Annotated in this window: 17 protein-coding genes; 7 read left to right on the top strand and 10 right to left on the bottom strand. The window is 53.6% G+C overall.

Annotated elements, in window-relative coordinates; genetic code table 11:
* Window positions 1-14: 14 nt before the first annotated feature.
* The 7 genes from dusB to hflX all read left to right on the top strand — a co-directional run bounded on the left by dusB (window position 15) and on the right by hflX (window position 9,236).
* A complete protein-coding gene (dusB, locus tag GRI36_RS08705) occupies window positions 15-1,031 on the top strand; it encodes a tRNA dihydrouridine synthase DusB (protein ID WP_160598107.1) in 1,017 nt (338 codons plus the stop codon).
* Entirely contained in the window at window positions 1,028-2,086 is a 1,059-nt protein-coding gene (locus GRI36_RS08710) for a two-component system sensor histidine kinase NtrB (RefSeq protein WP_160598108.1), read from the top strand. Before dusB ends, GRI36_RS08710 begins: the two co-directional genes overlap by 4 nt.
* 9 nt (window positions 2,087-2,095) lie before the next feature.
* A complete protein-coding gene (locus GRI36_RS08715; RefSeq protein WP_160598109.1) occupies window positions 2,096-3,502 on the top strand; it encodes a sigma-54-dependent transcriptional regulator in 1,407 nt (468 codons plus the stop codon).
* Between the two features lie 96 nt (window positions 3,503-3,598).
* Window positions 3,599-5,797 carry a sensor histidine kinase gene (locus tag GRI36_RS08720; RefSeq protein WP_160598110.1) on the top strand — a complete coding sequence of 733 codons (2,199 nt, stop codon included), beginning with the start codon at window positions 3,599-3,601 and terminating at the stop codon, window positions 5,795-5,797.
* Between the two features lie 49 nt (window positions 5,798-5,846).
* On the top strand, window positions 5,847-7,229 hold the full coding sequence (ntrX, locus tag GRI36_RS08725) for a nitrogen assimilation response regulator NtrX (RefSeq protein WP_160598111.1): 1,383 nt from the start codon (window positions 5,847-5,849) through the stop codon (window positions 7,227-7,229).
* Window positions 7,230-7,371: 142 nt separating this feature from the next.
* Window positions 7,372-7,917 carry an RNA chaperone Hfq gene (gene hfq, locus GRI36_RS08730; RefSeq protein WP_160598112.1) on the top strand — a complete coding sequence of 182 codons (546 nt, stop codon included), beginning with the start codon at window positions 7,372-7,374 and terminating at the stop codon, window positions 7,915-7,917.
* A gap of 17 nt (window positions 7,918-7,934) precedes the next feature.
* Window positions 7,935-9,236 carry a GTPase HflX gene (gene hflX, locus GRI36_RS08735; protein WP_160598113.1) on the top strand — a complete coding sequence of 434 codons (1,302 nt, stop codon included), beginning with the start codon at window positions 7,935-7,937 and terminating at the stop codon, window positions 9,234-9,236.
* Here the strand turns inward: hflX and mazG are convergent.
* The 10 genes from mazG to GRI36_RS08785 form a co-directional block, all read right to left on the bottom strand.
* Window positions 9,233-9,988, bottom strand: coding sequence for a nucleoside triphosphate pyrophosphohydrolase (mazG, locus tag GRI36_RS08740; protein ID WP_160598114.1), 756 nt, complete (start codon window positions 9,986-9,988; stop codon window positions 9,233-9,235). The two genes, hflX and mazG, sit on opposite strands and share 4 nt — an antisense overlap.
* 69 nt (window positions 9,989-10,057) lie before the next feature.
* Entirely contained in the window at window positions 10,058-10,225 is a 168-nt protein-coding gene (locus GRI36_RS08745; protein WP_160598115.1) for a hypothetical protein, read from the bottom strand.
* Window positions 10,222-10,989, bottom strand: coding sequence for an MBL fold metallo-hydrolase (locus GRI36_RS08750; RefSeq protein WP_160598116.1), 768 nt, complete (start codon window positions 10,987-10,989; stop codon window positions 10,222-10,224). The genes GRI36_RS08745 and GRI36_RS08750 overlap by 4 nt, the downstream gene beginning before the upstream one ends.
* On the bottom strand, window positions 10,986-11,762 hold the full coding sequence (locus GRI36_RS08755; protein WP_160598117.1) for a TatD family hydrolase: 777 nt from the start codon (window positions 11,760-11,762) through the stop codon (window positions 10,986-10,988). The genes GRI36_RS08750 and GRI36_RS08755 overlap by 4 nt, the downstream gene beginning before the upstream one ends.
* Complete coding sequence (metG, locus tag GRI36_RS08760; RefSeq protein WP_160598118.1) at window positions 11,762-13,324, bottom strand: methionine--tRNA ligase; 1,563 nt, start codon at window positions 13,322-13,324, stop codon at window positions 11,762-11,764. Before metG ends, GRI36_RS08755 begins: the two co-directional genes overlap by 1 nt.
* Window positions 13,317-14,279, bottom strand: a complete 963-nt coding sequence (locus GRI36_RS08765) for a DNA polymerase III subunit delta' (protein ID WP_160598119.1) — start codon at window positions 14,277-14,279, stop codon at window positions 13,317-13,319. Before GRI36_RS08765 ends, metG begins: the two co-directional genes overlap by 8 nt.
* Window positions 14,276-14,914 carry a dTMP kinase gene (tmk, locus tag GRI36_RS08770; protein ID WP_160599148.1) on the bottom strand — a complete coding sequence of 213 codons (639 nt, stop codon included), beginning with the start codon at window positions 14,912-14,914 and terminating at the stop codon, window positions 14,276-14,278. The genes GRI36_RS08765 and tmk overlap by 4 nt, the downstream gene beginning before the upstream one ends.
* On the bottom strand, window positions 14,911-16,062 hold the full coding sequence (locus tag GRI36_RS08775; protein WP_235902209.1) for a D-alanyl-D-alanine carboxypeptidase family protein: 1,152 nt from the start codon (window positions 16,060-16,062) through the stop codon (window positions 14,911-14,913). The genes tmk and GRI36_RS08775 overlap by 4 nt, the downstream gene beginning before the upstream one ends.
* Window positions 16,063-16,104: 42 nt before the next feature.
* Window positions 16,105-17,235, bottom strand: coding sequence for an SPOR domain-containing protein (locus GRI36_RS08780; RefSeq protein WP_160598121.1), 1,131 nt, complete (start codon window positions 17,233-17,235; stop codon window positions 16,105-16,107).
* Window positions 17,219-18,238 (bottom strand): lytic murein transglycosylase, encoded by a 1,020-nt coding sequence (locus GRI36_RS08785; protein WP_160598122.1) that lies wholly within the window; start codon window positions 18,236-18,238, stop codon window positions 17,219-17,221. Before GRI36_RS08785 ends, GRI36_RS08780 begins: the two co-directional genes overlap by 17 nt.
* Window positions 18,239-18,332: the final 94 nt, after the last annotated feature.

Raw genomic sequence — 18,332 nt, forward strand, 5'->3', positions numbered from 1 at the left:
GGCACTGATTGATTATGAGTAATATTCCAGCACCGCCCGTACTCTCGCCGATCCAGATTGGTGACGTTACGATTGATTGTCCGGTAATCCTCGCGCCGATGACTGGTGTGACCGATATGCCGTTCCGCACGCTCGTACGCCGTTATGGATCTGGCCTCAATGTAACCGAGATGATCGCGAGCCAGGCGATGATCCGCGAAACCCGGCAGTCGCTGCAAAAGGCAGCCTGGCACCAAACGGAAGATCCGGTTTCCATGCAGCTGGTCGGCTGCGATCCGGTATCCATGGGGGAGGCTGCAAAGCTCAATGAAGATCGCGGCGCCGCAATCATCGACATTAATTTCGGCTGCCCAGTGCGCAAAGTGACCAACGGATTTGCCGGTTCGGCATTGATGCGTGAGATACCGCTCGCGACAAAGTTGATGGAGCATACGGTCAAATCTGTTCAGGTGCCCGTTACCGTCAAAATGCGCATGGGCTGGGACCATGACAGTTTAAACGCTCCCGAGCTCGCGCATATCGCCGAGGATTTGGGTGTGAAAATGATTACCGTTCACGGACGTACTCGCAACCAGATGTATAAAGGCAGTGCGGATTGGAGCTTCATCCGCAAGGTCAAAGACGCGGTATCAATACCGGTTATAGTTAATGGTGATATTTGCGGTGTTGATGACGCTTCGGCAGCGTTGGAGCAATCGGGCGCGGATGGCGTGATGATAGGTCGCGGTGCCTATGGTAAACCGTGGCTGCTTGGCCAGATCATGCATTGGCTTAAGACGGGCGAGAGACTGGAAAGTCCGAGTTTCGGCGAGCAATATTCGGTGCTTATCGAACATTATAAGGGCATGCTCGACCATTACGGCCGTGAGGTGGGTAGCAAAGTCGCGCGCAAACATTTGGGTTGGTATACCAAGGGAATGCACGGTTCGGCTGAGTTCCGTAATCATGTGAATTTTATTGATGATCCAGATCAGGTGATGGGCGAACTGGAGCGTTTCTATGATCCGTTCATTCATCGCCGCGCTGCATGATTATCAAGGTTAAGCCAACTGCCGACGCACAGATTGCGGGGATGCTATTTGCGGTACTGTTGATTGATGATGCCCAAACAATTGCCGAGGCAAATCATGCTGCAGAAGATATGTTCGGGCGCAGCGCCGCGCGGATGATTGGGCATCCGCTCACAGAAACGGTCAATTTTTTAGATCCCAAAATCATCAGCAGGCTGGTTTCAGCCGATGCGCAATTGGTTGCACGCGGGATAGCCATCGGGACTCCCCTCGGCGATAGGTTGATAAATTTGACTGTGTCGCCGATTATAACAGGTCAGGGCTGGAAAGTTTTGACATTCTCTGCCGCCGGGCAGGATGGAATGCGAGATGATCCCGATGCGCCAACGGCGCTGAAGGCCCCTGCGATACTGGCGCATGAAATCAAAAACCCATTGGCGGCAATCCGCGGTGCAGGGCAATTATTGGCCAGAAAACTGGGTGATAAAGACCGCAATCTGACTTCGATGATTTCAGATGAGGTCGACCGGATTGCGCGGCTGATCGACCGGATGCAGCAATTGGGAAGCAATCAATCCGACCCTGTCGTGCCGATCAACTTGCATCAGTCAATCCGCAATGCAGCGGCAACGGTAAGAGCTGCGGTGAAGGATCGGGCTGAGCTTGTTGAGGAATTTGACCCTTCGCTCCCGGCAGTTTTGTCCAATGGCGATGCGTTGGAGCAGGTTTTGATCAATTTATTGTCCAACGCTGTCGACGCATGTGAAGGATGCCCTGCGCCGACGGTTACTGTGAAAACGCGCTTTGTTAGCGGACTGGCCTTCAACACAACAGGTTCTGGCAAATCGGTCCGCCTGCCAATTGAAGTGACCGTTAGCGACAATGGACCGGGCATCGACCAATCTCTTACGGAGCATATTTTCGATCCCTTCGTTACTTCCAAGAAGAATGGTCAGGGATTGGGGCTCGCGCTCGTCAAGAAGATGGTTGGCGATATGGGCGGTCGGATTAGCCACAAACGCAATGATCTGCTGAAGTTAACCGAATTTCGTATCCACTTGGCCATCGCGGAATAGGAGGCGGACATGCGCAAGATCCTGCTGGTTGAAGATGATGCTGCGATCGCCACCGTAGTTACCGCTGCGCTGGAAGAAGAGGGCTTTGAAATTCTGCGCTGCGAAAGTCTCCTGGAGCGCGATAAGGCACTTGCCCAAGGTGGGTTCGCGGCAATGCTCACTGATGTCATGTTGACCGATGGTGACGGGATAGAAACCTTGCCAGAGGTGATCGTTCAGCATCCTAAGATGCCGGTTATTATTCTTTCAGCGCAAAACACGCTCGATACGGCGGTTAGGGCCACCGAAACCGGTGCTTTCGAGTATTTCCCCAAGCCGTTTGACCTGGACGAACTGGTTCGGGCCGTGTCGCAAGCAGTTGGAAATCGAACTGATAGTGCGGCTGACATTGAAGAATCTGGTGATGGTTTGCCGCTGGTTGGCCGTAGCCAAGCGATGCAGGGTGTCTACCGTATGATTACTCGCGTTTTGCGAAATGATCTAACTGTGCTGATTTTGGGTGAATCGGGCACAGGTAAGGAATTGGTAGCAGAGGCCATTCATCAGCTCGGACACAGAAAGACCGGTCCATTTGTTGCGGTCAATGCTGCTGCTATTCCGGCCGATTTGATAGAGAGCGAATTGTTCGGTCACGAGAAAGGGGCATTCACCGGCGCGGTTACGCAATCAATTGGCAAGTTCGAGCAAGCCAATGGAGGGACCTTGTTCCTCGATGAAATCGGGGATATGCCAATTGAGGCTCAAACCAGATTGCTGCGTACGCTCCAGTCCGGCCGCATTCGCCGTGTCGGCGGAAGGCAGGAAATTGCAATCAATGTCAGGATTGTTGCGGCGACTAACCGCAACCTGGAACCAATGATCGCGGCGGGGACATTCCGCGAAGATCTGTTTTATCGACTCAATGTCGTTCCGGTCCAATTGCCACCGTTGCGTGAACGCCGCGATGATATCGAAGCTTTGGCCGGGCATTTTTTGAAACTTGCGGTGACCGAGGGATTGCCCTTGAGGCAAATCGACAGTGCCGCGCTTGAACTGCTCAGCGCGCACAGCTGGCCCGGTAATGTCCGTGAATTCCGCAACACGATGTACCGCCTCATCCTGCTATCACGCGACGATGTAATTGATCGCGAAAGTGTCGCCGAAATTCTTGAAGCAAGCGCGAGATCCGAAGCTGTTTCGATTGATCACGGGTTCGGTCCCGCGTTGCAAAGTTGGATGGAGCGTGCGAATCCGGCCGCTGGCACGGTCTATCATGCGGCAGAAGCAGCATTTGAAAAACCGTTATTTGAATGGGCTCTGCGTCAAACCGGCGGCAATCAGCTCAAAGCCGCGCGCATTTTGGGGATAAACCGCAACACGTTGCGCAAGAGGATCGGCGAATTATCCATAGAGCCTGAAGATTTTTCAGCTTCATAAGCGCCGGTAGGCGCTGTTTTACAACGTCTCACCGAAAAACTGCTTGCATAATTACAACACTATCGTTGTAAGTATGCCACTATGAACGGCGCATCCATGACCGCGGCAAGCAAGAGCCCCAGATGGTGGCGCAAATTTGTCGTTGCGTCGCGGCGGGCCAATTTTTTCCTCATTTTGGAAATACTTGCTGCAATCTCGGTGGTTGTGATGATCACCGCAACATACATTGCTTTCACTACTGCTCCGGAGAATGGCGAGCTACTGCCTTCGGGGCAGGTGGCTGTTTTGTTGATCGGGACGCTGATACCGTCGATGGCGTTGCTAGTGCTGTTCGGTCGCCGAAGAGCAATAAAACGTGCTGCAGGCAGTACAGCACGGCTGCACACTAGACTGGTATTCTTCTTTTCCCTGGTGGCTGCGATCCCCACGCTGTTGGTCGCTGCCTTCGCTGCTGTGTTGTTCCAATCGGGTGTTGATTTCTGGTTCTCGGATAATTCACGAGGGTTGATGCGCAACGCCAATGAATTGGCTCAGGGGTATTACGAGCAGAACCAGGTCCAAGTCGGCAATCATACCATCACGATGGCGAATGATTTGCGCGCCTATCTTCGCACGGAAACAATTGCAGATGATGAATTCATCGATTTCTACAATTATCAGATGCAAGGCCGCGAGCTGAACGAGACTGCGATATTGCAGCGGGTTGAAGATGGTAGTTTTAGAACCGCGATTGTAATTAATCTCAGTGAAGACAATGTCCCGGTCAATTATGCGCTGAATGCAGTAGCGCGTCTCGACGATGGGGAAGGGGTGGTGGTTGCGGCAAATGAGAAGCGAATTGAAGCGCTCTCTCCAATAGACCAGGCAGGCGGGGTATATCTGTATAACGCACGCAATTCTGAATCCGGTCCGTTCAGCCAATGGGAAAGCGCGAAGTCAATTTCGGCAGCTTATGATGTTTTGACCAATAGGGCCCGCGCGCTGCAACTCCGGTTCAATCTTGCACTGTTCTTTGTTTCGCTCGCGCTTGTTGGCATTGCTGTGTGGTTCGCGCTCCGTTTTGCAGACAGACAGGTAGAACCTTTAACCGATCTGGTTGGCGCCGCGCGCAAGGTGGGCGCAGGTAATTTCGCCTTGCGAGTGGAAGGGCGAACAGGCGCTGACGAAATCGGTCAACTCAACCGCGCGTTCAACAGAATGACCGCGCAAATCGAAAAACAAACGGGCGATTTAGTCAGGGCCAACGCCCAATTGGACCAGCGCCGCGTGTTTATGGAAACATTGCTCGAATCCACTTCTGCAGGGATTATCTCGGTTGATAGTGCCGGTTCGATTTTACTTATGAACAGCACTGCGCAGCATGTCTTGCTTGCGCCGGATGCGGGCGATGTTGCCGGGGCTGATTTAAGCGTAGTCGCGCCACAGCTCACCAATCTAATGGACGCTAGGCTAGCCAGCGGGATCGTCACTTATAGCCGTGATGGCGACCTCTTAACCTTGGCAGTCAAGATTGCTGACACTCCCGATGGACAGGTGATCACGTTCGAAGATATTACCCGCCAGTTGCTAGATCAAAGGCAAGCAGCGTGGTCGGATGTTGCGCGCCGTATCGCGCATGAAATTAAAAACCCTCTGACACCGATTCAGCTTGCGACCGAGCGTTTGAAGCGGAGGTACCGCAAGCAGATTGAGGTGGATACAGAACTGTTCGATGATTTGACCAATACGATTGTCCGCCAAGTTGGCGATTTGCGCAAAATGGTCGATGAATTCTCCTCCTTTGCAAGGCTGCCAAAACCAGTTTTTCGGACGGAGGACGCGCTCGATTTAGTTAGGCAAGCGCTATTTCTTCAGGAGGTTGCTCATCCCCAGATCGATTTCAAATTTTCGACCGATTTGGAGCCGCCGCTATTGATTGCCTGTGACCGCCATCAAGTCGGCCAGGCGTTGACCAATGTTTTGAAGAATGCGGTTGAAGCCGTTGAGGCCAAGGCGAAATTATCCGAGACAGATTATCGCGGGCAAGTCGCCATAATAATGTCCGCCGATGATAAGAAGATCGTTGTTGAGGTTGAGGACAACGGTGTCGGATTGCCGAAAGATAGCGAGCGTATAGTGGAACCTTATGTAACCACACGTGACAAGGGCACCGGACTTGGGCTCGCAATCGTGAATAAGATTGTCGAAGAACATAGCGGGGATATGAATTTTGCCTCTACGTTTATTGGTGGCACCCGCGTCACGCTAAGGTTTGCTCGCGACCCTGCGCCCGAAATGGATGAGGTCGGCCCATGATAATCAAACCCAATGAAACACATTCCAAAACCAGAAATGGAGCTGCGCAATGGCGCTAGATATCCTGATAGTCGACGATGAGCGCGACATTCGTGACCTAGTCGCAGGAGTGTTGAGCGATGAAGGCTACCAATGCCGAACAGCCGCCGACAGTACAACAGCGTTGACCCTTGTGGATGAGAAGCGTCCAAGCGTCGTGCTATTGGATGTATGGTTGCATGGTAGCCCTATGGACGGGCTCGAAGTGCTCGATGCCATCAAGCAGCGCGAGCCTGAATTGCCGGTCATTATCTTTTCTGGTCACGGTAATATCGACACCGCTGTTTCCGCCGTTAGCCGCGGAGCAATGGACTTTATCGAGAAGCCATTTGAAGCCGAGCGTTTGCTCTTGCTTGTCGGACGCGCAACCGAGACGGAAAGGCTAAGGCGAGAGAATAACCGGCTCCGCAAAGGATTCGGTAGGGGCGAGGAATTTACTGGCAATTCGGCCGCAATTAATCAGGTGCGCGCGACTTTAAAGCGGGTTGCCTCAACTGGCAGTCGCGTGCTGATTACCGGCCCAGCGGGCGCAGGCAAGGAAGTCGCAGCGCGACTACTTCATAGTTGGAGCCCACGCGAGAAAAACGCATTTGTCATCGTCAATTCGGCTCGCATTACTCCAGAACGGTTCGAGCAAGAACTGTTTGGTGAGGAAACGGGTGGCAAGCTTGTGCGGCCCGGCCTTTTGGAAATGGCCAATGGCGGAACACTTTACCTCGATGAGGTCGCAGATATGCCGCTGTCAACGCAAGCACGTATATTGCGGGTCCTTACTGATCAGAGCTTTGTCCGCGTTGGCGGCAGTCGTCAGATCGGTGTTGATGTTCGGGTGGTTTCATCCACGGCTCGCGATCTTCAGACTGAAATTGAGGAGAAACGCTTCCGCGAAGATCTATTCTACAGGCTGAATGTGGTTCCTGTGACAATCCCGTCGCTTGCCGAGCGGCGCGATGACATCCCTGCTTTGTCAGCACATTTCTTTACCCGTCATGCGGCTGAACAGGGTATTCCGGCACCAGATGTTTCAGAGGAAGCCATGGCGGCGCTTCAGGCATATGATTGGCCAGGCAATGTACGCCAATTGCGCAATGTCATTGAACGCACAATTATCCTAACCCCGCGAGACGAGATTGAAACCATCGAGACCTCGATGCTGCCAAGCGAAGTCACTGGTGGGAAGCTGGGTGGTGGCGGTGGTATCGCCGCCCTAATGGGCGCCCCACTGAGAGAGGCTCGCGAGACCTTCGAGCGTGAATATCTGAGCGTCCAAATACGACGTTTCTCTGGCAATATCTCGAAAACGGCTAGCTTTATCGGGATGGAACGGTCGGCGCTCCACCGCAAATTGAAATTGCTGGGGATGGGTGACCGAAAGAAGGGTAATGATGATTAGAAGGAAATGTCACGAGGTTTCTCATATTTCCAATTGTAAAGTAGAATGAAACTCCATAGTTTAAGGACAATTATCGGCGCAGAGTATTATCAGGCGTCAGATTGCGAGCCAGCGAAGCTGGTCGCCAATAATGGAGAAAATCATGTCCGAAGGACGTACACTAACGGCTCGCGCCGTTCAAACGGCCCCTGATCCGGCGCCGGCCCCGAGCACCAAACACGCGAATTTGCAGGATGCATTCCTTAACATGCTCCGCAAAGACAAAGTGCCCGTCACAATGTTTCTGGTGAAAGGCGTGAAGCTGCAAGGCATTGTGACATGGTTTGATAATTTTTCGATCCTGCTGCGCCGGGATGGTCAGACCCAGCTGGTTTGCAAACATGCCATTTCTACGATCATGCCGGGCCAGCCGATTGATCCCTCGCAATTCGGAAGCACCGATAGCAACCGTAAGCAGCGGTTATTACAAGACGTGTTTCTGAGCAGCGTACGAGATGCAGACACGCATGTGACCATGTTTCTGGTCAATGGCGTGATGCTGCAAGGATCAATTGCTGCCTATGATCTATTCTGCATGTTGTTGGAGCGTGATGGCTTCGTTCAACTGGCCTACAAACACGCAGTGTCCACCATCCAGCCTGACAAGCACGTTGATTTGTCCGGCGATTGGGAAGGCGAAGAAGTCTGAGCTTTGATGACAACTTGATGGGCGAAGTCTCGCGCGGGGCGCGGGCTGTCGTCGTATGTCCCGACATTCGGGGTGTCAGCTATGACCTCGATGCAGAGGCGCGGCTCGAGGAGGCTTGCGGTCTCGCACTGGCTATCGGTATTATTGTGGTGCAAGCGACCATAATTCCGGTGCGCGATGTGAAGCCGAATACGCTATTTGGGGCGGGGCAGGTCGACAACATTCAGGCTGCATGCGCTTTGGAAGAAGCCGAATTGGTAATTGTGGACGGCGCCCTGTCGCCCATTCAACAGCGTAATCTCGAAGAGAAATTGAAGCTCAAGGTCATCGACCGCACCGGCTTGATTCTGGAAATCTTCGGCGAGAGAGCTGCGACGGCTGAAGGTAGATTGCAGGTTGAGCTTGCTCATCTGGATTACCAGCAAAGCCGGCTTGTCCGAAGCTGGACCCACTTGGAACGGCAGCGCGGGGGCTTCGGCTTCCTGGGCGGGCCGGGCGAGACACAGATCGAGGCCGACCGCCGAATGATCCGCCAGAGGATGGCTCGGCTGCGAAAGGAACTGGAACAGGTTCGGAAAACTCGAGCGCTACATAGGGAGCGACGGGGAAGGGCGCCTTGGCCGATTATCGCGCTGGTAGGCTATACAAACGCAGGGAAATCGACCCTTTTCAATAAAATGACAGGCGCCGATGTCATGGCAGAGGATCTACTGTTTGCGACGCTTGATCCGACGATGCGCGCTGTACGGTTGCCGGGCGTCGAGAAGGCCATTTTATCGGATACAGTCGGGTTTATTTCGGATTTGCCGACGCAATTGGTGGCAGCATTCCGGGCCACATTGGAAGAAGTGACCGCTGCTGACGTTATTGTGCACGTTCGCGATATATCCAACCCGTCCGCAGCTGCTCAAAAAAGCCAGGTTTTGGCCGTTTTGGCCGATTTGGGCGTGATCGACAGTGAAGATGGTATTTCCACTATTCCCATAGTCGAAGCGTGGAATAAATGGGACTTGCTGGATTCCGAAAGCCGCGAAGAGCTCGCTGAAATAGCGGCCGGCGACGACATGATTTTGCCGATCTCGGCTGTGACCGGCGAAGGTATCGACACGCTCGTTACGGAGCTTGATACATTGCTGACGCAAGGCGCGAGAGAACATCATTTTTTGTTGCCAGCTTCAGCGGGGCAAAAGATTGCCTGGTTGCATGCTCACGGTCAGGTTTTGAGCGAGGAAGAAGCAGGATCAGATGCGGAAGGTCCGCTGAGGGCCTTACATGTCCGCCTTACGCCCAAAGAGTTCGGACGGTTCGAAAGTATCTAAGCTTTCTCGTCTAACTTAACATCCTGCCACAATGATTCCTGTTGATCGATTAACAGACTGGCAAATTCACCCGCTGCTTTTTCTTCCATTGCCCGAAAACGTCGCTCGAATTTGACATTGGCTTGTCGCAGAGCATCTTCAGGCGCAATTCCGTAGGCTCGAACCAGATTCACAGCCGCGAAGAGCAGATCGCCTGCCTCTTCTGCCTTATCCTCGTCACTTGCTTCCGCCAGTTCTAGCATTTCTTCACGGACCTTTGCCGACGGCCCATTAGCATCGGGCCAATCAAAGCCTGTACGAGCTGCCCTCTTTTGAAGCTTTTCGGCGCGGAGTAGGGCGGGCAAAGCAGATGCAACGCCGTCCATTGCGCTGTTTTCGCCTTTGGCTGCGCGCTCTTTTTCTTTCAGCGCTTCCCAACGGCGTTCTTCCATTTGGCCGCCTTCACCGCCAAAGATATGCGGATGGCGGTTTTCCATTTTCTCGGAGATTGATGCGGCCACGTCGCTGAATTGAAAATGACCTGCTTCTTCGGCCATTCTGGAATGAAAAACGACTTGAAGGAGAAGGTCGCCAAGCTCGCCCTTAAGATCCGCCATGTCATCACGCTCGATCGCGTCGGCGACTTCGTACGCTTCTTCGACCGTATATGGAGCAATGCTGGTAAATGATTGAGCGAGATCCCATTCGCATCCGGTCGACGGATCCCGAAGGCGTGCCATAATCGAGAGGAGGCGGGTGATTTGGTCAGTCATCTCTTGCTCGATCTAAGAATGATAATATATATTATGTTAAATAATATACCACATCGTAGGGAAGTCGAATTACCGGACAGCGTCAATGAACAGCGTTACTCCAGCGAAAATCGCACCCCACATCAGGATATAGACAATGCTCTTACGCCAGTTCAGCTGATATCCGGTCAAGGCACTGCCAGCTAAGATCAACGCGCCGAGTGCCCAGACAATGTTTACCGGTTCAAATCCCATCACGCCGTCAATTCCAATCCGTCAAAGCCTACCAGAACATTATCAGGGACTTCGGCGCATAGGCTCGCATAATCCATCGTTTTGTCCAAATGACTCAGTACCGTCTTTCTCGCGCCGGTTCGCTTTGCCAGTTCAAGCGCCATTTCCAAATTTGCATGGGTCGGATGCTTTTTTCGCTTGAGGCAATCGCTGACAAGGATGTCGCAGCCTTCCATCAAATCGACCATCTCGTCGGTAATCTCGCTGAAATCTGTCGCATAAACAATTGATTTTCCATCGGTATCAAATCGGAATGCGGTGCTTTCCGTAGGTCCATGTGGCATCTGGCACCATTCTACACCGAAGCCGGCGCACATTCGGATCCGGTCGACAATATCCAGGCTGCAGATTGTCGGATAGCCATGCTGGCCTGCGAAAATGTAGTCAAACCGCTGGCGCAATCGCCTGACTGTTTCTGTTGATCCGTACCCGGGTATAGGGCCCTTCCGGTCGAACCTCAGCACACGAAGATCGTCGATTCCGTGACAGTGATCAGCATGATCATGTGTCCAGAATACGCCGTCAATGCGGTCAATCCCATTGTCGAGAAATTGTTGCCGCAAATCGGTAGAGGTATCGACTAACAGTCTGCTTCCCGAGGCACTTTCTACGATAATCGAAACTCTGCTTCGCCGGTTCTTTGGCTCATTCGGGTCACATTCACCCCAATCATTGCCAATGCGCGGCACTCCGGTCGATGTACCAGAACCAAGCATTATCAATTTCATGCAGCCGCTTTCGTAAACAGTTTGAAGAAATTGTCGCTGGTGGTCTCGCCCAACTCTTCGACAGAAACCCCGCGCAATCCAGCCACAAATTGCGCCGTATTGTGGACGAAGGCAGGCTCGCAAACTTTGCCCCGATGCGGAACTGGCGCGAGGAACGGACTGTCAGTTTCGACCAATATCCGGTCATGCGGCAATTCTGCTGCAATACCCTGAAGTTCCTTGGCATTCTTAAAAGTGACAATGCCTGATAACGAGATTGTCAGGCCCAAATCGAGAACCTTGCGGCCAAAATCGTACGAGGCTGTGAAACAGTGAATTAACGCGGGAAAGGCCCCCTTCCCCAATTCTTCTTCAAGAATTGCCGCCGTATCATTCTCAGCGTCCCGTGTGTGAATGATCACTGGAAGGCCGGTTTCGCGCGCAACCTTGATGTGTAGACGGAATAGCGCCTGTTGCACCGAACGGTCTGATTTATCGTAATAATAATCTAACCCGGTTTCACCGATGGCGATGACTTTTGGATGGCTGACCGCTTCTCGTAGAACGTCGATATCCAGATCAGCGTGTTCGTCTGCCTCGTGAGGATGAATGCCAACGCTGGCCCAAACGTCATTTTCACGAGCAGCAGTTGCGACAACTTGGCCCCATTCGCTATGCTTGGTCGAAATGTTCAGGAAACCTTTGACACCAGCGGAGCGGGCGCGGTCCAGAACCGCCTGCTGGTCCTCGACCAGGCCCTTATATTCAAGGTGGCAATGGCTATCAATGAGCATCAGACGGCTTCCGGTTCTGGCATGTCGAGGCGCGGGAATACACCTTCGGGCTTCTGAATGGTGAAGTTTGCCGCCACAAGACGCTCAAACCACTCAATATTTTGCGCGGCTTCATAATCACGTTTATCTGATGGAATCCCCATCTGGTCGAGCAAATTATCGATAGCGGTCGGCACAACGGGCCGCACTGCGATAGCTAGCTGGTAAACTTGCTTGAAAAGTGTGAGCAGTACGGCTTTCATCCGCTCAGGGTCGGTTTTTCGCAAGGTCCATGGGGCTTGCTCATCAACGAATTGGTTGCAAGCGAACACCCCCTTCATCCAGGCATCAAGCCCATCGCTGAAAGCGAGGTTTTCGAACGATGTTCTCAGCGATGCGGAGGCGGACTCAACTTCATTTGACAGCGTAACGTCATCTTCATGAACGGCGTATTCACTTGTAAGAAGTCCATCCATATTCTTGAAAATCATGGATAAAGTTCGCTGCGCCAAGTTGCCGAAGCTGTTTGCCAGTTCGGCATTGGCACGCGTAACAATTGCTTCTGGTGAATAACTTCCATCTTGCCCGAACGCGACTTCGCGCATCAGGAAATACCGTAGCGTATCGACTCCGAATTTCTCTGCCAATTCAATCGGATCGGTGACATTGCCAAGAGATTTACTCTCTTTTTCCCCGCGATTGAGGAGGAAGCCGTGGCCGAATACCTTCTTCGGCAGCGGCAAATCAGCGCTCATCAGGAACGCTGGCCAATAAACCGTGTGGAAACGAACGATGTCTTTGCCGATCAAGTGTAAATCAGCAGGCCAGAATTTGGCCATATCGCCGTCCATATCTGGATAGCCGAGACCAGTAAGATAGTTGGTAAGTGCGTCAACCCAGACATACATAACATGGCCGTCGCTACCCGGTACTTTCACGCCCCAATCGAAGCTCGTTCGCGAAATCGACAGGTCGCGAAGCCCGCCGGAAACAAAGCTGATCATTTCGTTGCGGCGACTGTCTGGCTGCAAAAATTCGGGAGTTTCTTCGAACAGATTCAGCAATGCGTCTTGATATTTGGACAGCCGGAAAAACCAGCTTTCTTCAACGGTCCATTCGACCGGAGTACCTTGTGGAGAGAGCTTCTCGCTGCCCTCTCCTTGGGTTAGTTCTTTTTCGTCATAATATGCTTCATCGCGGACAGAATACCAGCCTTCGTAGCGGTCTAGATACAGGTCGCCCTTGGCCTCCATTGCTTGCCACAAGGCCTGGCTGGCCCGGTGGTGGTCATCTTCAACCGTCCGAATAAATCGATCATAGCTGACATTCAACGCGTCGCACATTTGTTGAAAATAGCCGGACATTTCGTCGGCCAATTCGCGCGCTGTCCGGCCCTGCTCTTCCGCCTTTCGCGCCATTTTCAGGCCGTGTTCGTCGGTTCCCGTCTGGAAACGGACTTCTCTGCCTTGCGCACGTTGGAAACGGGCGATGACGTCGGCGGCAATTGCCTCATAGGCGTGGCCGATATGCGGTTTGCCATTGGGATAGCTGATCGCGGTCGTGATATAATAAGGTTTAGACATTGGCGCGATCCCTAGGTGGAGCGGCAGAGGCAAGCAAGGTCCCGATTTCGGCGATTAGCAATCCTGGGTCAAAATTATACATGGGCGCCTGGCTGCCGAGTTTGACCAACTCAGCATGGGCATCCACCAAAGCGGGATAGCCGGCTTTGGCGGCATCGCTTGTCGTTCCGGCCAGCACCGAGCGCGCAAGATCGATTGTCGCCTGGATTCGGTCACGGTTTGGGCGGGCACCAATGGCTTCGGACAATCTGCCTCGGTGCTGAAAATCGGGATCGCCTTCACGGACAATCGATTGCATCAAGCTGAATAGCGTGCCGAGATCGCGGTCGACGAAATCCAAGGCCGCACCGGGGGAACCCGATGCGGCAACGATTGCCGCCTGCCGTGTGGCAGGATTGGCATCCGGTGCTTCGCGCGACAGGAAAAACGCCAGTTCCTCATCGGATACAACGGGGAAACGAACGATCCGGCAGCGCGAACGTATGGTTGGCAGCAAACGGGCAGGACGGTGCGTAATCAGCAGGAAAAACGTGCCAATCGGCGGCTCTTCAAGGCTTTTCAGCAATGCGTTAGAGGCACCTTTCTCCAAATCGTCCGACGGGTCGATAATGATTGCGCGCCTCGATCCCAAGGTCGGGCGTGTATTGAGCCGCTGCTGCATGGCCCGAATCTGTGCAACAGTAATGTTGCGCTTGGAATCGAACGGCTTGCCATCTGCCTGCTTCTTTTCTTCTTTCTCATCCTTAGGTAGTCGCTGCAGGATGTGGATATCAGGATGGTGCCCGGCAGGCTGTGTGGTGCCCGGTTCTGCGACCAGTTCGCGCGCTGCCTGATGAGCGAATTGCATTTTACCAAGACCACTTCGGCCCGTAAGCATCCACGCATGGTGCATCCGTTCGCCAGCCAGCGCAGTGCGCCATTGCTGCCAAGCATCATCGTGGCCGATAAGCGTCAAAGTTCAGCTCCAAATCGATCCGTTACAGCCTGCAAGATGCGCATACTCACCTGATCGACGGAACCTACGCCATCGATCAATACAAAATTTTCAGGTTCGCGCTTAGCCAATTTGATAAATGTGTCCGCGACTGCCTGATGATAGGCGGCATTGCGCCCCCCGATCGCGTCAGATTGGCCCGCATCTCTTGCTGTGAGGCGTTGATTGATCAAATCGGCGGGGACGGTTACCAACAATGTCAGATCAGGGCGCAACCCCTTGCTGCCAATTTCGTGCAGAGTAAGCACTGCCTCATCCCCAACACTGCCAGCGCCGCCCTGATATGCCCGGCTTGAATCGAGATAGCGGTCACAGATTACCCATTTGCCCTCGGTCAGTGCAGGATTGATCAGCTTTTCGACATGGTCGGATCGTGCCGCTGCGAACAGCAATGCCTCGGCCCTTGCCCCCCACCCGCTGCCCGGCGGATCAAGTAATAAGGCGCGAATGGCTTCTGCGCCTACGGTTCCACCTGGTTCGCGGGTCAAAACGCATTGCTTGCCGTTCTTCTCGATATGATCCGAGAGCAAGCGTGCCTGCGTAGATTTACCAGTCCCCTCCCCTCCTTCGAAGGCGATGAATTTACCCCGCATCAGCCAAACCACCGGTCAAATGCGTTGGCAATTCGTTGCAGCGCATTCGCTTCGTTGACGCTCTTCGCCGCCAGAAGCGGGATGCGCGAAGCTGGCAGGCCAGGCACGGATACTTCTAATTCAGCCACCATTTCACCCTTCGAGATTGGCGCTTCCAACGGTCCATCATAGACAATCTTGAACGTCGGGGCGACCTTAGCACTGAGCGGTAGCGCGATCAGAACCGAGTCCCCCGTCTCCAGAGCTACCACCTTCTCCATCCCGTTCTGAACACGGGCGTTGCCAATCCTTTTACTGCCGGAGAACCATGTTTTGCGTTCGAAATTGTCAAAGCCCCAATTGATCAAGTCACGTGCGATCTCTGCCCTCAAAGGCTCGTTATCGATCGCAGCGGTCACCATGATTAATCGGGCCCCACCGCGTTGGGCGCTCCCCAAAAACCCGTGACCTGCTTGATTTGTGTACCCGGTTTTGATCCCGTCTGCTCCTTCCACTACGCCTGAGATAGGGTCATGATTGGCCTGAGCATAGCCATTATAGCGAAGGCCCTCCTTGCCGAAATAGCGCGCATATTTATCGGGATGCTTCTTAATCAAGGCCAGGGCAAGCAATTGCAGATCATGCGCCGTGGTGAAGGTTTTACCGTCATCAGGCCAACCGTTGGGCGTACCAAAATGACTGTCATACATTTTCAGTTCGAGCGCGGTCTGGTTCATCCGCTTGGTCCATTTATCGACCGATCCAAGCGCGCCTTCGGCCAACACAATGCTGGCATCATTGGCCGAAACTGATGTTATGCCTTGCAACAGAGTATGGACACTAACCTCATCGCCGGTGTCGAGGAACATGGTTGACCCCTTACGGTGCCATTCTTCGCCAGCGGCGGCGCTCATCGTCATTGATTGGTCAAGTGATAGCTGGCCGTCATCAATCAGTTCAAACGCGACGAACGCGCTCATCACTTTGGTAATTGAAGCGGGAATAAACCGCCTGTCAGCGTTACGGCTGTAAAGGGTTTGGCCTGAAGTCATATCAAACAGCAACGCGACTGGTGCGCCGTCTGTGATTTCCTGAACGTCAGTCTGAAGGGCAGCATTGGGCAAGGCGCCGAGACCCAAGGCCGCCAGAATTGCACCAGAAATACTAGTCAACCTTAACAAAATAGCTCCCGCTGCCGGGCAGGAGCCGGCTATTTACCCCGCAGTGAATACACGAGCGTCGCTATACCCTGCTGCGCGCACCTTTGCGAGTGCCGCTTCAGCCTGTCCACGATTTGCGAACGGCCCCTTGCGCACTCGGTAGAACCGACCCGATTTCTGGACGAAGCCATCTATCGAATCGGCAACGCGGTCAGCATTGTCTTTGCTGGAAAATGCCGCTGCCTGAATCACGAAATTCGCGGTCACTTGTGATTGGGTCGGTGCCGTAGAGGCTGGCGATACCGGTTTGGGCGCATCGTTAGTCGCAATCTTTGCCAGGGGCGTTGCAGCCTGCGCTGCAATTGGCGGTTTTGATCCAGTTATGGGCGCAAGCGGATAGGCGGTGACGGCTTTGCGACCTGTCGTACTAAACGCATTTTCGAACGGTGTTGAACCAGGGGTTGCGGCTGCCATTGCCTTTGGAACTGCTGGAAGCTCTCTTGCTGCGGCCATCGCAGTAGCGGGTGCTTTTGCCAAAGCCGGTGCCGGTGCCGGTGCCGTTTCCGGTGTCGCCTGCTGAGCAACAGCGAGGCTCGCTGCGCCCGCTTCGGGCAGTTTTCGCTTTAAGACGGCGAGCAACGATTTCGGCGTATCCATCCGCGCTGGGGCTGCTTCACCGCCGCGCAATTTGGCGCGATCGACTTCTGCAGAATTGACGCGCCGGATTCGGATTGGAGCCCTGTTTGAAACTTCAAGCTGACGTTGTGCAGCATTCGACAGGCCTACCACTCCGTTGCCGGTCATCGGACCTCGTCGCTCTACACGGGCCAAAATGGTTTTACCGCTATCCAATGCGGTAATCTCGACATAGCTCGGCATGGGTAAGGTACGGTGCGAAACGGTCACGCCACTGCCGCCTTCGGGATCGGCCATAGCATAGCCGACCTCGTCATAATTCATCGTATCGAAAGGCGTATAAAGCGTCTGGCCGATATAATAGGGATCGCCGACAATAACCGGGTAATCAGCCGCAGGTCCGCTCTGGACAGATGAAGGGCCATCGGTTGCTGAAACCAGCGCTGAAGGATCGTTTCCGCCGCGGCCACATGCGGCAAGCAAGGCCGTCAGGCCAAGCGCCCAGAAATAGGCTGGAAAACGGGTCGAAACTCTATTTGGCAATCTCATCTGCAAGCAATCCCACACTCATAGCGTAGTAGTTGGAGCAGTTATATTCGAGGATAACCCTATAATTTGCGGTTAAGAGCCATGCAGGTTTTCCAATTCCGTCGGGCTGGAAGAATGAAGCCATCACATCATCTGCAAGATATTTTTGTGGCTGAACGCCCAAATCACGCCATTCTCGCACCGTTTTCCATTGGCTGTGGCGCTCATGAACACGCGAACAGACGGGCGAAACAAGTTTGCTTTCGATGGCAGACCGGTCAAGATTGGCAGGCACGGAGGCACGAACTCCCCACGGTTCGCCGCTGCGCCAGCCTGAATCCTTGAAATATCTGGCGATTGAGGCGAGCGTATCAGCCCGATTGTTGAAGATATCGGCGCGCCCATCACCATCGCCGTCTGTCGCAAGGCGTAGATATACGCTTGGCAAGAATTGCGGATTGCCAAATGCTCCCGCCCAGCTGCCAACCAAATCGGAGCGCGCATAACCCTTATCCGCGACCTTCATCAAAGCGACCCATTCGCTTGCGAACAAATCCCGGCGGCGCCCTTCCCAAGCTAAGGTGGCAAGCGAGCGGGAGAGGTCGAAGTTTCCTTTATACCCACCGTAATTTGTTTCGTGGCCCCAGATCGCCATCAACATTTCTGAGGGAACGCCATATTGACGTTCTACTTCGCTCCTGATGCCAGCGGTGGCGCGGAACATGTCACGGCCCCGCCTAATCCGTGTCGGGTTCACATGTGTGTCGATATAGGGGGCTAGTGCGGGGTAACCGCTTCGCGTAGGAGTACCAGGCTGCGCTTGATCGAGAGAAATGACGCGCAGGTTCGGCGTGAGATCGGAAGTCATCCGACGAAGCGTTGGCTCGCTAACGCCCTCCGCCCTCGCCTTGGCTATCAGCAGCTGCAGATAGGACTCAAAAGGCATGTCCTGCGACATGGCGGGAGAAAGTGGTGACGTCAGCGCGATAGCCGCAGCAATTGCAAAGATATTTTTGAAGACCATCAATCAACCGTGTCACAACAAATATGAACCGCAAGTCCAAAACGATGTGGCGCGCAGAAAATTCGGCGAAGCGGAATTTCTAAGTGCCCAGACG

This window comes from Pontixanthobacter gangjinensis (assembly GCF_009827545.1).
Lineage (GTDB): Bacteria > Pseudomonadota > Alphaproteobacteria > Sphingomonadales > Sphingomonadaceae > Pontixanthobacter > Pontixanthobacter gangjinensis.

Coding starts and splice junctions, on each gene's coding strand:
- dusB (WP_160598107.1), top strand. CDS start 15: ATGAGTAATATTCCAGCACCGCCCGTACTCTCGCCGATCCAGATTGGT.
- GRI36_RS08710 (WP_160598108.1), top strand. CDS start 1,028: ATGATTATCAAGGTTAAGCCAACTGCCGACGCACAGATTGCGGGGATG.
- GRI36_RS08715 (WP_160598109.1), top strand. CDS start 2,096: ATGCGCAAGATCCTGCTGGTTGAAGATGATGCTGCGATCGCCACCGTA.
- GRI36_RS08720 (WP_160598110.1), top strand. CDS start 3,599: ATGACCGCGGCAAGCAAGAGCCCCAGATGGTGGCGCAAATTTGTCGTT.
- ntrX (WP_160598111.1), top strand. CDS start 5,847: ATGGCGCTAGATATCCTGATAGTCGACGATGAGCGCGACATTCGTGAC.
- hfq (WP_160598112.1), top strand. CDS start 7,372: ATGTCCGAAGGACGTACACTAACGGCTCGCGCCGTTCAAACGGCCCCT.
- hflX (WP_160598113.1), top strand. CDS start 7,935: ATGGGCGAAGTCTCGCGCGGGGCGCGGGCTGTCGTCGTATGTCCCGAC.
- mazG (WP_160598114.1), bottom strand. CDS start 9,988: ATGACTGACCAAATCACCCGCCTCCTCTCGATTATGGCACGCCTTCGG.
- GRI36_RS08750 (WP_160598116.1), bottom strand. CDS start 10,989: ATGAAATTGATAATGCTTGGTTCTGGTACATCGACCGGAGTGCCGCGC.
- GRI36_RS08755 (WP_160598117.1), bottom strand. CDS start 11,762: ATGCTCATTGATAGCCATTGCCACCTTGAATATAAGGGCCTGGTCGAG.
- metG (WP_160598118.1), bottom strand. CDS start 13,324: ATGTCTAAACCTTATTATATCACGACCGCGATCAGCTATCCCAATGGC.
- GRI36_RS08780 (WP_160598121.1), bottom strand. CDS start 17,235: ATGAGATTGCCAAATAGAGTTTCGACCCGTTTTCCAGCCTATTTCTGG.
- GRI36_RS08785 (WP_160598122.1), bottom strand. CDS start 18,238: ATGGTCTTCAAAAATATCTTTGCAATTGCTGCGGCTATCGCGCTGACG.